Source organism: Cupriavidus basilensis, assembly GCF_000832305.1.
In the GTDB taxonomy this organism is placed as follows: Bacteria; Pseudomonadota; Gammaproteobacteria; order Burkholderiales; family Burkholderiaceae; genus Cupriavidus; species Cupriavidus basilensis_F.
The window spans coordinates 2,618,413-2,631,585 of the sequence record NZ_CP010537.1; the positions used below are offsets into that span (position 1 = coordinate 2,618,413).

Annotated in this window: 10 protein-coding genes; 3 read left to right on the top strand and 7 right to left on the bottom strand. The window is 67.8% G+C overall.

Features of this window, described 5'->3' with window-relative positions:
* The first annotated feature begins 17 nt into the window (after positions 1-17).
* Entirely contained in the window at positions 18-1,184 is a 1,167-nt protein-coding gene (gene hpnH, locus RR42_RS32235; RefSeq protein WP_043355966.1) for an adenosyl-hopene transferase HpnH, read from the top strand.
* A 235-nt stretch (positions 1,185-1,419) separates the two neighbouring features.
* On the opposite strand, the gene RR42_RS32240 is transcribed toward hpnH, so the two are convergent.
* Positions 1,420-2,067 (bottom strand): MlaC/ttg2D family ABC transporter substrate-binding protein, encoded by a 648-nt coding sequence (locus RR42_RS32240; protein ID WP_043355967.1) that lies wholly within the window; start codon positions 2,065-2,067, stop codon positions 1,420-1,422.
* A 281-nt stretch (positions 2,068-2,348) separates the two neighbouring features.
* On the opposite strand from RR42_RS32240, the gene RR42_RS32245 reads away from it, so the two are divergent.
* Both RR42_RS32245 and RR42_RS32250 read left to right on the top strand, forming a co-directional pair.
* Positions 2,349-5,018, top strand: a complete 2,670-nt coding sequence (locus RR42_RS32245; protein ID WP_043355969.1) for an MMPL family transporter — start codon at positions 2,349-2,351, stop codon at positions 5,016-5,018.
* Positions 5,019-5,038: 20 nt separating this feature from the next.
* Positions 5,039-5,884, top strand: coding sequence for a VacJ family lipoprotein (locus RR42_RS32250; RefSeq protein WP_052495119.1), 846 nt, complete (start codon positions 5,039-5,041; stop codon positions 5,882-5,884).
* 29 nt (positions 5,885-5,913) lie between these two features.
* On the opposite strand, the gene RR42_RS32255 is transcribed toward RR42_RS32250, so the two are convergent.
* The 6 genes from RR42_RS32255 to RR42_RS32280 all read right to left on the bottom strand — a co-directional run bounded on the left by RR42_RS32255 (position 5,914) and on the right by RR42_RS32280 (position 12,956).
* Entirely contained in the window at positions 5,914-6,609 is a 696-nt protein-coding gene (locus RR42_RS32255) for a phosphorylase (RefSeq protein WP_269083410.1), read from the bottom strand.
* The gene (gene shc / locus RR42_RS32260) at positions 6,606-8,621 is read right to left on the bottom strand and encodes a squalene--hopene cyclase (protein ID WP_043355971.1); all 2,016 of its coding nucleotides are present in this window, start codon (positions 8,619-8,621) and stop codon (positions 6,606-6,608) included. The genes RR42_RS32255 and shc overlap by 4 nt, the downstream gene beginning before the upstream one ends.
* Before the next feature lie 93 nt (positions 8,622-8,714).
* The gene (hpnD, locus tag RR42_RS32265) at positions 8,715-9,563 is read right to left on the bottom strand and encodes a presqualene diphosphate synthase HpnD (RefSeq protein WP_043355973.1); all 849 of its coding nucleotides are present in this window, start codon (positions 9,561-9,563) and stop codon (positions 8,715-8,717) included.
* A 253-nt stretch (positions 9,564-9,816) separates the two neighbouring features.
* Positions 9,817-10,077: a hypothetical protein gene (locus RR42_RS32270; protein WP_043355975.1), complete on the bottom strand. Its 261-nt coding sequence runs from the start codon at positions 10,075-10,077 to the stop codon at positions 9,817-9,819.
* Between the two features lie 144 nt (positions 10,078-10,221).
* Positions 10,222-11,814 carry a gamma-glutamyltransferase family protein gene (locus RR42_RS32275; RefSeq protein WP_043355977.1) on the bottom strand — a complete coding sequence of 531 codons (1,593 nt, stop codon included), beginning with the start codon at positions 11,812-11,814 and terminating at the stop codon, positions 10,222-10,224.
* Positions 11,815-11,915: 101 nt separating this feature from the next.
* Positions 11,916-12,956, bottom strand: a complete 1,041-nt coding sequence (locus RR42_RS32280; protein WP_043355980.1) for a Bug family tripartite tricarboxylate transporter substrate binding protein — start codon at positions 12,954-12,956, stop codon at positions 11,916-11,918.
* Between the last annotated feature and the right edge of the window lie 217 nt (positions 12,957-13,173).

Genomic DNA, 13,173 nt, shown 5'->3' on the forward strand with positions numbered 1-13,173 from the left:
TAACAAGGAAGTACATTTTGGCCATTCCCTTTTTGCAGGTCGCCCGCGTGGGCGCCTATGTCGTCAAGCAGCACCTCTCGGGCAACAAGCGCTACCCGCTCGCGCTGATGCTCGAGCCGCTGTTCCGCTGCAACCTCGCCTGTAACGGCTGCGGCAAGATCGACTATCCGGATCCCATCCTGAACCAGCGCCTGTCGATCGAGCAGTGCCTGGGCGCGGTGGACGAATGCGGCGCGCCGGTGGTGTCCATTGCCGGTGGCGAGCCGCTGCTGCACAAGGACATGCCCACCATCGTCAAGGGCATCATTGCGCGCCGCAAGTTTGTGTACCTGTGCACCAATGCGCTGCTGATGGAAAAGAAACTGGACCAGTACGAGCCGAGCCCGTACTTCGTCTGGTCGGTGCACCTGGACGGCGACCGCGAGATGCATGACCGCTCGGTGAGCCAGGAAGGCGTGTACGACCGTTGCGTCGAAGCCATCGCCGCGGCCAAGAAGCGCGGTTTCCGCGTCAACATCAACTGCACGCTGTTCAACGATGCCGAGCCGGAAAAAGTCGCCCGCTTCTTCGACTCCGTGAAGGCCATGGGCGTGGACGGCATCACCGTCTCGCCGGGCTACGCCTACGAGCGCGCGCCCGACCAGCAGCACTTCCTGAACCGCGGCAAGACCCGCCAGCTGTTCCGCGACATCCTGTCGCGCGGCCGCGCCGGCAAGAACTGGGCGTTCAGCCAGTCCACGCTGTTCCTGGACTTCCTGGCCGGCAACCAGACCTACAAGTGCACGCCCTGGGGCAATCCGGCGCGCACCGTGTTCGGCTGGCAGCGTCCGTGCTACCTGCTCGGTGAAGGCTACGTCGACACCTTCAAGGAACTGATGGAAGGCACTGACTGGGACGCCTATGGTGTGGGCAACTACGAGAAGTGCGCCGACTGCATGGTCCATAGCGGCTTCGAGGCCACCGCGGTAGCGGACACCATCGCCCACCCGCTCAAGGCGTTGGGCGTGAGCCTGCGCGGCGTGCGTACGTCGGGCCCGATGGCGCCAGATATCGACCTGACCAAGCAGCGCCCGGCCGAGTACGTGTTCTCGAAGCACGTGGAGATCAAGCTCGAAGAGATCGGCCGCGCGAAGCCTTCCAAGGCAGCCAACGACGCCGCGTCACGCAAAGCTGCCGCGCACTAAGAGGCTGTTTCAAAATGAAGCGAAGCGGTTCTGGCTAGGCGCGCGGCCGCAGACAGTACAAGTGGATCGGCCAAGGCCGCGCAACGACGCCAGAATCTTTTTGAAATGGCCTCTAAGCCGAAGGCTGGCCAGCAAAAAGGCTCGCTCCCGGGTACCACGCGTACCTGGGAGCGAGCCTTTTGTGTCTGGTGCTGTCGCTGATGCGCTGGCTCGGGCCCGGCGCTCAGACTCGAGCTCAGGCGTCGGCGGACTGGCGCGCGTTGTGGTTGGCCAGGTACTTGAGCAGGCCGTCGATGCCGTTGCGTGCGACGATATCGGCGAACTGGCGGCGGTACACCTCGATCAACCAGGCGCCCATCATGTTGATGTCGTAGATCTTCCAGCCGTTGCCGCTGCGCTGCAGGCGGTAATCGATCTGCATTTCATCGCCGTTGTTCAGCACGCGCGTCTCCACCACGACATCCGTGGCGCCGCTGGCGGCCAGCGTCGGCTTGTAGCTGAACTTCACGTTCTGCTCGCGCAGTTGCGACAGCGACACCGCATAGCTGCGCACCAGCAAGGTCTGGAACTGCTCGTAGAGCTGCTTTTGCTGCTCGGGCGTGGCATTGCGCCAGGCGCTGCCGACCGCCAGGCGGGTGGTGCGCTCAAAATCGGCGTACGGCAGGAACTGGCGCTGCACGACCGCGGTGATCTTGGCGAGGTCGCCGTTGCGGGTGTCGGGTCTGGACTGGATGGTGCCGATCACGCCCTCGACCGCCGCGCGTACCAGGCGGTCCGGCGAGGACCTGTCGGCCGTTTGCGCTTGCGCGGGGCAAACCATGGCCACTGCGGCAAGCGGAACGAGGGGAACGAGGGCCTGCAAAGCAATACCGTGTTTCTTCATGCGAATTTGGACCTGAAAATGCCAGTCGGTTCGCCGCCGGCAATGCCCGGCGGACTTGCCAGGAAAATCAAACAGGAAACGCGCCGCGCGGCGCCGCTGCAAGGCTGCAGCCCGGTCCGCGCGCACGTGCCGGGGCAGTATAGCGTACCGGCGCGCGCGCTCCGCGCAGCGCCATACCGCGCCGTCCCGTTATACTCGCGGCTGCCACTTTGCGCCCTGCTTTGCGCCGTTGACTACGCGCGTCGTTGCGCGCCACACCGTTACTGCTTCCTATATCGCCCATGTTGACGTCGTTGGTCATCCGCATTGTCCAGTTTTCCACCCGCCGCGCGTGGCCCGTCATCGCGCTGGCGTTGCTGCTGAGCGTCGTCAGCGGCGTCTATGTGGCCAACCATTTCGCCATCAATACCGATATCAGCCGCCTGCTCGAGTCGGACCAGCCCTGGGCGCGCCGCGATGCCGCCGTCAGCGCCGCGTTTCCCCAACGCGACCAGATGATCCTGGCGGTAGTGCAAGCGCCGGCCCCCGAGCCGGCGGACGCTGCCGCCAATGAGCTGGCCGACGCGCTCGCCAAGCAAGGCAAGCGCTTTCGCGCCGTCAGCCAGCCCGGTGGCGGCGAGTTCTTCGAGCGCAACGGCCTGCTCTTCGTCGATACCGCCAAGCTGCGCGACGTTACGTCGCAGCTGACCCAGGCGCGGCCGCTGCTGAACGCGCTGGCGCACGACCCGACCCTGCGCGGCCTTTCCGATACGCTGTCGACCACGCTGTCGCTGCCGCTGCAACTGGGGCAGGTCAAGCTGGGCGACATGGCCAAGCTGCTCGGCAAGAGCGCGGATACGGTCGACCGGGTACTCGCTGGCAAGCCGGGCGCCTTGTCCTGGACCGGGCTGGTGGATTCGAGCCAGGAGCCGGCCCCGGGCCACCCCGCCACGGCGTTCGTCGCGCTCAGCCCCGTGCTTGACTACGCTGGCCTGCAGGCCGGCGCGGATGCCGCCGATGCCATCCGTGCCACGGCCACCAAGCTGGGCCTGGCACAGCGCTACGGCGCCCAGGTACGCCTGACCGGCTCGCAGGCGCTGGCCGACGACGAATTTGCCTCGGTCAAGGAAGGCGCGGCCTTCAATGGCGCGCTGACGGTGCTGGTGGTGATCCTGATCCTGTGGCTGGCGTTGCGCTCCAAGCGCCTGATCCTGGCCGTGCTGGCCAGCCTGGCGGTCGGACTGGCCATCACCGCTGCCCTCGGGCTGGCCATGGTGGGCGCGCTCAACATGATCTCCGTGGCCTTTGCCGTGCTGTTTGTCGGCCTGGGCGTGGATTTCGGCATCCAGTTTGGCGTGCGCTACCGCGCCGAACGCCATGTGCATACCGACATCCCGGACGCGCTGGCCAGCACGGCGCGGGCAGTCGGCGTGCCACTGGCGCTGGCCGCGGCCTCCACGGCAGCGGCCTTCTTCTGCTTCCTGCCCACCAACTACCGTGGCGTGGCCGAGCTGGGCCAGATCGCCGGCGTGGGCATGCTGGTTGCCTTTCTCACCACCATCACGCTGTTGCCCGCCCTGATCACCGTGTTCCGCCCGAAGGACGAAGCGGGACGGGTTGAAGTGCCTGGCTTCAAATGGCTGGCGCCCGCCGACGATTTCTTCGAGCGCAATCGCAAGGCCGTGCTGCTGGCAACCGGCGCCCTGATTCTGGCGGGGTCGCCGCTGCTGATGCACCTGCGCTTCGACTTCGATCCGCTGCACCTCAAGGATCCGCATTCCGAGTCGATGGCCACCTTGCTCTCGCTCAAGGATGCGCCCCAGGCCGGCACCGACAACGTCAGCGTGCTGGCGCCCTCGCTGGCCGCCGCGCAGACCGCCGCCGCCCGCCTGGTTGCGCTGCCGGAAGTCTCGCGCACCGTCACGCTGCAGACCTTCATCCCCGACGACCAGCCGGCGCGGCTCGCCTTGATCGCCGCAGCCTCGGCCAGCCTGATGCCGGTGCTGACGCAGGCAACGGCCACCCCTGCCAACGATGCCAGGCTAGTCAATTCGCTCAAGAACGCGGCACGCCAGCTCGCGCTGGCCGCGGACGAGCACCCCGGACCGGGCGCCGCAGAGGCGGCACGCCTGGCCGCCTCGCTGCAAAAGCTGGCCGCCGCGGACGCGGCCACCCGCGAGCGCGCCGAGCAAGCCATCGCCCAGCCGCTGCGCCTGGCGCTGGCGCGCCTGCAGCGCGCGCTGGCGCCACAGCCGATCACCCGCGAAACGCTGCCACCGGCACTGGTGCGCGACTGGGTTGCCCCGGATGGCCAGGCGCTCGTCAGCGTGAGCCCCAAGCTTCCCGTCGCGGCCACGCCGGGAGACGCTTCCAGCACCAGCGACAGCGATGCGCGCGACGCCGCGCTCACGCGCTTTATCGACGCCGTCCAGCGCGTCGAGCCCACCGCGGTTGGGGGCCCGATCTCGATCCGAGGCTCCGCCGACACCATCATGACGGCCTTTGCCCAGGCCGGCGTGTGGGCCGTGCTGTCGATCACGCTGCTGCTGTGGATCACGCTGCGCCGCGTGGGTGATGTGCTGCGCACGCTGGTGCCGCTGCTGGTGTCCGCGCTGGTGACGCTGGAGCTGTGCGTGGTGTTCGGCATTCCGCTCAATTTCGCCAACGTGATCGCGCTGCCGCTGCTGTTCGGCATCGGCGTGGCCTTCAAGATCTACTATGTGATCGCGTGGCGCGAGGGCAAGACGCAACTGCTGCAATCCCCGCTGACGCACGCCGTATTGTTCAGCGCCGCCACCACCGCCGCCGCTTTCGGCAGCCTGTGGCTGTCCCAGCATCCGGGCACAGCCAGCATGGGCAAGTTGCTGGCACTCGCGCTAGGATGCACGCTGGTCGGTGCCGTATTCTTTCAGCCGATCCTGATGGGGCGGCCGCGCGAGCGGTCGGCCCCCGCCACTGGTCCGGCCCATTGATGTCTCGTCTCCATAGAACAATGAATCACCCCGACTCTCGCCTGTCTCGCCTCTCTCGCCTCCTGCCGGCGCTCTCGTTCTCGCTGCTGCTCACAGCCTGCGCCAGCGGCCCGCAAGCTAGCCCCGATGACCCTCTGGAGCCGCTCAACCGCGTTGTCTTCAAGGTCAACGACAAGGCCGACGAGTACGTGGCGACGCCGCTGGCCAAGGGCTACCGCGCCGTCACGCCGCAACCGGTACGCACCGCGGTCACCAATTTCTATTCGAACCTCGCCGACGTCGGCAATACGGTCAACAACTTGCTGCAAGGCAAGGGCGTGGATGCGGCGGAGAGCTTCATGCGGGTGGCGGTGAACTCCGTGCTGGGCATTGGCGGCCTGATCGATATCGCCACGCCAGCCGGCATCAGCAAGCACTCCCAGGACTTCGGGCTGACGCTCGGCGTGTGGGGCGTGCCGGCCGGCCCGTACCTGGTCCTGCCGCTGTTCGGCCCCAGCTCGATCCGTGATGGCATTGGGCTGTATGTGAACTTCCAGCTGTCCCCGACCACGTGGGTAAACGATGAAAACGTGAAGTGGGGCCTGTGGGGCCTGGGCTTCCTGGACGCACGGACCAATGCGCTTGGCGCGACCGACCTGCTGTCGCTGGCGGCGCTGGATAAGTACAGCTTCGTGCGCGATGCATACCGCCAGCGCAGGCAGTACCTGATCCAGGGCGGCGGAGGGAAACTGCCGGATTATGAGGATACCGACGCGCCGGCCGAAAGCGCGGCGCCCGCGCCTGGCGCACCCGGGGCGCCTGCCGCCACCCCCGCGCCTGCTGGCACGGAAGACAAAACGCCGGAAGGCGAAGCGAAGAAGCCTTGAACCTGGCTTGACCCTGTCTGGCCCAGGCCTTATCCCAGGGCTAAGCCGAATCCCATCCCCACCCTGCCCCTGGCGGCCAGCAGCGCAAGCCTGGCCAGCCTCGCATCCCTGCCCAGCCGGATCAGGTCCGGCACCTGTCCCGGCCCCGCCAGCAGCGCCTTGAGCAATGCCCAGATGTCGGTGCTGCCATCGGGACCCATGCCGGCCACCGCGGCGGGCGGCACGTCCCGCTGCGCGGGATCGATCACCACCCGGCAGGCGGCGAACGGCAGCCCGAGTTCCTCGGCGACACGCGCCGCGATATGCGACTCCATGTCGACCGCCAGCGCACCGGTGGCCGCATGCAATGCCGTCTTGGCCGCCACCGAGGTCACAGCCTGGTCGGCGCCGGCAAGCACGCCGGAAATGGCCTCGGGCAAGGCAAGCGAAAGCGAGCGCGACCAGCTGGCGTCAACGGGCCGCAATCGATTCCCATCATGGATGGCAGAGGCGACGATCACCCGGCCTGGCAACAGCGCGGGATCCAGCCCGCCGGCCACGCCAAAGCTGATCACGCCGGCGCAGGGACGCGCCAGGCGTTGCCGCAGGCCTTGCGCCAAGGCTTCGGCGCGCAAGCCGTGCAAGGTTTCAACACCGGGGCCGGCGGCGATGCCGGCCTCGAAGCGCATGCCAGTCACCACCAGCGTGGGACCAGCGCGGCGTTGCGCAAAGCTTGGCGCGGTCACATCCCCCACGCCACCGCCCGCGTGCCGTCGCGGCGCAGGTTGCGGTAGCGCGCCAGCGCCCACAGCGGGAAGAAGCGCGCGTAGCCGTGGTAGCGCAGGTAGAACACACGGGGGAAGCCCACCGCGGTGAACCGCGCCTCGCTCCACAGGCCGTCGGCCTGCTGCATGCGCATGAGGTAGTCCACACCACGCGCCACGGCCGGATGATCGACCTGGCCCGCGGCCATCAGGCCCAGCACCGCCCAGGCGGTTTGCGACGGCACGCTCGGCGCGGTCTCGTAGCCCTGGTAGTCGAGGCGGTAGCTGCTGCCGTCCTCGCCCCAGCCGCCGTCGGCGTTCTGGATCGAGATCAGCCAGTCGGCGGCGCGGCGCATTTCCGGCGCCTCGGGCGCCATGCCGGCAGCATTGAGCGCGCACAGCGCGCTCCATGTGCCGTAGACATAGTTCGTGCCCCAGCGGCCATACCAGCTGCCGTCGGCCATCTGCTCGTCGAGCAGGTAACGCTGGGCGCGCCGAAAGGCTTCGCTGCTGGCCGCGGTCTCGCCCAGCTGCGCGAGCATCGACAGGCAGCGCGCCGACACGTCGGCGGTGGGCGGATCGAGCAAGGCGCCGTGATCCGCGAACGGGATATTGTTCAGGTAGTCATGCGTGTTCTCGGGCTCGAACGCGCCCCAGCCGCCGTTGCCGCTCTGCATGCCCGCCACCCACTCGCGCGCACGGCTGACAGCCTCTTCATAGCGTGAAAGATGGCTGGCCGGTGCCACGGCCGGTGCGGCTGCACCGGTGCGCGCCGCGCGGTCCATGGCCATCGCCACCACGGCGGTGTCGTCCACATCCGGGTAATGCGGGTTGGCGTACTGGAAAGCCCAGCCGCCGGGACGCACGTCGGGGCGCCGCACGATCCAGTCGCCGCGCACGTCCAGCACCTGCAGCGGGCGCAGCCATTGCAAGCCGCGCTCAACGGCCGCCTCGGCTCGCGGGCCACCCACTTCCAGCAAGGCGTGGCTGGCCAGCGAGGTGTCCCACACCGGCGACAGGCACGGCTGGCAATAGGCCTCGTCGCCATGCACCACCAGCAGCTTCTCGATGGAGGCGCGGGCCACCGCCACATCGGGATCAGTGCGCGGCACGCCGAGCACGTCGAACATCATCACGGCATTCGCCATGGCCGGAAAGATCGCACCCAGGCCATCCTCGCCGTTCAGGCGCTCGCGCACGAATTTTTCCGCGCGGGCGATAGCGCGCGCGCGCAGGCTGCGGGGGAATAACGGCTCCGCCACGCGCAAGCCGGCGTCCAGCACACGGAACAGGCCAAACCACACGCGCTTCTGGTGCGGCGCGCGCGGGGCCAGCCGGGCTGCCTGGCAAGGACGGATGAACAATTCGTCGATGCCCACGCCACGCGGGTTCCTGGCCTGGGGACGCAGGCTGTTGAGCACCAGCAGCGGCACGATCACCGTGCGGGCCCAGTATGCAACCTTGGACAGGTGGAACGGGAACCACAGCGGCAGCAGCATGATCTCCACCGGCATCATCGGCACCGCCTGCCACGGCATCACGCCGAACAGCGCGAGCAGCGTGCGGGTAAAGACATTGCTGGCCTCGGCACCGCCCATCCCATGGATGGCGGCGCGGGCACGGCGCATCGGCTCGGATTCGGTGTCGTCGCCAATCATCTTGAGCGCGAAATACGCCTTCACGCTGGCGCTGATGTCCGAGCGGCCCTGATGGAACAGCGGCCAGCCGCCATCGGCATTCTGGATGCGGCGCAGGTAGCGCGCGATACGGGCTTCCAGCACGGTATCCGGGGTCTCGCCCAGATAGTGCACCAGCAGTACGTACTCCGACGGAATCGTCGCGTCGGCCTCCAGCTCGAACACCCAGTGGCCGTCCGGCCGCTGGGTGGCCAGCAAGGCGTCTAGCGCGCGGTCGAGCGTGCCTTCCAACTCGTCTGGCGCGGGCGCGGCATGCGCGGGCTCATTCGAATTGGGGGATAGTGCAACTTGGCTCATCGGTTTCGATGTCCTCTTTTCAACAACGCAATTACGGCAATGCCGCACGCGGCCGTGAGCGGCCGTGGGCGGCAGTCAATCGGCGGATTCACCTCACACGAGGCCATGCCGCAGCAAAATCCATAGCAATCGCGCGCGCGGCACGCGCACCCGCGCCCGCGGGTTGGTCCAGCCGCGGGCCAGCAGACGCTGCAGGATCACGTGGTAAACCTCGCCCATGATGCGCGGCGAACGGACCGTGCGGCGCGGCGCCGCGTTCATGATGGCGAATGCCTGGTCGTAGTACGCCTGCGCCTGCTGCGCGACTTCCAGGCACGCGCGGCCAACGGCGGGATGCCCGACGATGGCATGCGGCGTGCCGATCGGCACGCCCGCGCCCAGCAGCGCTTCGGCCGGCAGGTACACACGACCCAGGTCCGCGTCTTCGTCGATATCGCGCAGGATATTGGTCAGCTGCAATGCGCGGCCAAGATGATGCGCCAGCGCTACGCCGGCATCACGCTCCATGCCGAACACGCGCACGGCAAGGCGCCCCACCGCACTGGCCACGCGGTCGCAATACAGATCTAGCGTAGCGTTGTCCGGCGCGCGGATATCCGCGTGCACGTCCATGGCCATGCCATCGATCACAGCGAGGAAATCCTCCTGCTGCAAGCCGAAGCGCTGAATCTGGGTGGACAGCCCGCGCAATGCCGCCGGCGGCGTGCCGGCGTAGCAGGCGGCAAGATCGGCGCGCCAGGCGTCGAGCCCGGCAAGGCGCGTGGCGCGCGGGCCATCGCCATCGGCAATATCGTCCACCGCACGGCAAAAGCCATAGATCTCGAACATCGCCTCGCGTTGCGCGGCGGGCAGGATCTTGAGGGCGGTATGGAATGAGCTGCCGGACGATACGGCATGGCCCGCTTGCGGGACGGTTTGCACTGCGATTTCTGTTCCGGCCACGTAACTCCTCGTCACGCGTTGGACCGCCGTGCTGCTTTGCTGCCTAGGCCTGGCTTGTCGCCACAGCCCGGCACGCAGCGCCAGGCGGCATGTTTGGGGTAGTGGGCGATTATACCAACTCCGGCCATGGGCTCAGCCGCCAGCCGAAGAAGGGGGTTGGAGGGGGGTGTGCCGTGCAGGCCACCGCCAGCGCTACCGGGCCTGGCGCTGGCCTGGCGCGTGCGGCATCGCGTTCAGATTGGCTGGCGAGCGCCTATTTAACGCGCTGGCTGGCGCGGCGGCGCTCCATCACAAATCTGCCGCGCCTTGGATCATAGCGCGCTATTTCGACGTAGTTAGCATCGTTTAGCGGGTTGTTATCGCATTCCACGGCACCCGCGCCACCCGCACCACTTGCCGCGGCCTGCGCGGCCAGCGCGCGCTCGGCTTCGGTGACGGCACGCATGCGGCGCAGGTCGGCCAGCACGGACGGCGAGATGCGATCGAGCAGACGGCTGGACCTTAGCTTGTTCATGGCGGCCTTCCTCGAAGGGATGGCGCCAGTGTAGGCGCGTGATACGGCCGTTTAATGTGCCCTGGACCACGCACCGGAGCATTTTTTTCCGTGGCTGGCGCGCGAGCCACGCCGGTGCCGCCAGCCGGCAGGCAGGAAACGTGCTCAGAACCCCAGCGGATAGCCGTCCTTGCGGTGGTCCGAAGCCGCCGCGTAGCCATCCTCCAGGCGCATCGCGATCTGCGCGCCGCCGAATTCCAGGTTGCCCTGCGGCGCCACGTCCACCTTGTGGCCGCGCGCACGCAAGCCTTCCACGGTGGCGGCCGGGCAATTCCACTCCACCGCGATGGTGGCGTTGTCGTCCAGCACGCGCCAGCGAGGCGCATCGCACGCGGCTTGCGGGTTCTGGCCGAAATCCGCGAGCCGGCTGGCCATTTGCAGGTGGCCTTGCGCCTGCATCGAGCCGCCCATCACACCGAAGCTGGCCAGCGGCACGCCCTTGCGCATCAGGAAGCCAGGGATGATGGTGTGGAACGGCCGCTTGCCAGGGCTTACCTGGTTGGGGTGGCCCGGCTTGAGATTGAAGCCCCAGCCACGGTTGTGCAGCGCAATGCCGGTGCCGGGCACGACCACGCCGGAGCCGAAGCCTTTGAAGTTGGACTGGATGTACGACACCATCATGCCGCTCTTGTCCGCGGTGGTCAGGTACACGGTGCCGCCGCTGTGGGGCTTGCCCGGGCCGGCTGCCGCCGCGCGCTCCGGGTCGATGGCCTTGGCGCGGCTGGCCAGGTAGCTGCGATCGAGCAGGTGGGCGGCCTGCACCTCGGTCATTGCCGCAGGGTCGCCCACGTACGCGTGCAGATCGGCAAACGCCAGCTTCATGGCTTCCACCTGCACATGGATGGCGGCGGCGGAGTCCACGCCCATGGCCGCGACATCGAAATGCTCCAGCATGCCCAGCGCCATCAGCGCGCCGATGCCCTGCCCGTTCGGGCCGATCTCGAACAATTCCAGGTCGCGATAGGACATGCTGATCGGCTGGACCCAGTCAGCGCGATGGGCGGCCAGGTCGGCCTCGGTGATCAGGCCGCCGGTGGCGCGCGCATGCGCGGCGATACGCCCGGCCAGCTCACCGTGATAGAAATCGTCGCCCTTGGTCTCGGCGATGCGCGCCAGCGTCTGCGCCTGGCCCGTGCAGATGAAGCGCTCGCCCGGCAGCGGTGCGCGCCCGTTCGGCGCGAAGGCGTCGGCAAAGCCAGGCTTGTCGATCAGCACGGGCACCTGTGCCTGCCACTGGCGGTGCACGGTGGGCGAGACCAGGAACCCGTTGCGCGCGTACTCCAGCGCGGGCTCGAAGAGCTCGGCAAACGGCAGGCTGCCGAACTTTTCCCACGTGGCGCGCCAGCCGGAAACGGCGCCAGGCACGGTCACGGTGTCCCAGCCGTTGACCGGCATGCTGCCGTAGCGCGAGAAATACTCCGGCGTCCACGCCGCCGGCGCCCGTCCACTGGCGTTCAGGCCATGCAGCTCCTTGCCGTCCCAGATCAGCGCAAAGGCGTCGCCGCCGATCCCGTTCATGCACGGCTCGACCACGGTCAGCGCAATTGCCGTGGCCAGCGCCGCGTCCACGGCGTTGCCGCCACGGGCCAACATGCGCAGGCCTGCCGCGGCCGCCAGCGGCTGCGAGGTGGCCACCACGTTGTCGGCCAGCACGGGCACGCGTTGCGAGGGATAGGGGAAATTCCAGAAATTGGTCATGGCTTTGCGAGGCTCTGAGGGTTGGAGGGTTGGAGGTTCTGGCCAGCGGCTTGCACGGCAGCGCCGGCCAGATGCGTTCGTGCTTTGTTCTTGCGCGGCGGCTACTCGATCTTGACGCTGGCCGCGCGCGCCACCTTCTCCCACGCGCGCATCTCGTCGCCGATCATGCGGCCGAATGGCTCGGGCGCCGTGTACTTGATCTGCACGCCCTGTGCTTCCATGGCCGCGGCCAGCTCCGGCGAGGCCAGTACGTCTTTCATCGCGGTAGAGAGTTGCTTGAGCACCTGCGGCGGCGTGCCCTTGGGCGCAACCAGGCCAAACAGGTTGTCGGCACGGAAGTCCCGGATGCCGGCCTCGGTCACCGTCTGGGCATCGGGCAAGGCGCTCAGACGATGCTCGGACGCCACCGCCAGCAACCGCAGCTTGCCGGATTTCACGTGCGGCAGGGCCGAGGGAATGCTGTCGAACATCATGCTCGCCCGGCCTGCCATCAGGTCCGGCAGCGCGAAGGCGCTGCCCTTGTACGGCACGTGCACCACGTCCACGCCGGTACGCAGCTTGAACAGCTCCGACTCCAGGTGCGACAACGTGCCGGAGCCCTGCGAGGCAAAGTTGTACTTGCCGGGAGACGCCTTGAGCAGGCTGACCAGCTCAGGCACCGAATGCACCGGCAACGAGGCCGGCACCACCAGGATATGCGGCACGGTGCCGATGCCGGCAATGGGCACGAAATCGCGCGCGAGGCTGGCGGGCTGGTTGCTATACGTCGCAGCCGCGATGGCGGCATTGCTGACAGCGGCCAAGTAAAGCGTATAGCCATCGGGCGCGGCCTTGGCCGCGAAGCTCATGCCGATGGCCCCGCCAGCGCCGGGGCGGTTGTCCACCACCACTGGCTGCCTGAGCACGGCGGACAAGCGCTGGCCCACCGCGCGCGCCAGCACATCGGTGGCGCCGGACGGCGGGAAGGACAGCACCAGCTGGACCGCGTGGTCGGGGTAGTCCGCGGCAGCGGCTGGCGTGGTGATGGTAGCGGCGCCCGCGGCCAGCGCCAGCAGCAGGCCGGCGCGTGCCCGCTTGCCCCCACGGAATGAACGGGCTGGCCACTGCAACGTGCGGGTACGGTAAAGCGACTGGATAAACATGATCAGGGTAGCTCCGGATAGCGTCGAAGACGTTAACTGCCGAGGTAGAGTCGGAACGTTCCGGGGCGCAGCCGCTCTGGCTGCCGGCTTGCTTGCGCGCCCCTGTCATGCTGGATCTGGCTTCGCCCAAGGGCGATGTTGACTGACGGGAAGCGCTGATTTTAGGCGCGCCCGGCAGCCACCGGAATGCGGATCGGCCATGGAGCTATGCGAAAAT

Bases quoted from the DNA above. Each gene is read 5' to 3' on its own strand.
- RR42_RS32240 (WP_043355967.1), bottom strand. From the start codon at position 2,067: ATGAAGAAACACGGTATTGCTTTGCAGGCCCTCGTTCCCCTCGTTCCG.
- RR42_RS32245 (WP_043355969.1), top strand. From the start codon at position 2,349: ATGTTGACGTCGTTGGTCATCCGCATTGTCCAGTTTTCCACCCGCCGC.
- RR42_RS32250 (WP_052495119.1), top strand. From the start codon at position 5,039: ATGAATCACCCCGACTCTCGCCTGTCTCGCCTCTCTCGCCTCCTGCCG.
- shc (WP_043355971.1), bottom strand. From the start codon at position 8,621: ATGAGCCAAGTTGCACTATCCCCCAATTCGAATGAGCCCGCGCATGCC.
- RR42_RS32270 (WP_043355975.1), bottom strand. From the start codon at position 10,077: ATGAACAAGCTAAGGTCCAGCCGTCTGCTCGATCGCATCTCGCCGTCC.
- RR42_RS32275 (WP_043355977.1), bottom strand. From the start codon at position 11,814: ATGACCAATTTCTGGAATTTCCCCTATCCCTCGCAACGCGTGCCCGTG.
- RR42_RS32280 (WP_043355980.1), bottom strand. From the start codon at position 12,956: ATGTTTATCCAGTCGCTTTACCGTACCCGCACGTTGCAGTGGCCAGCC.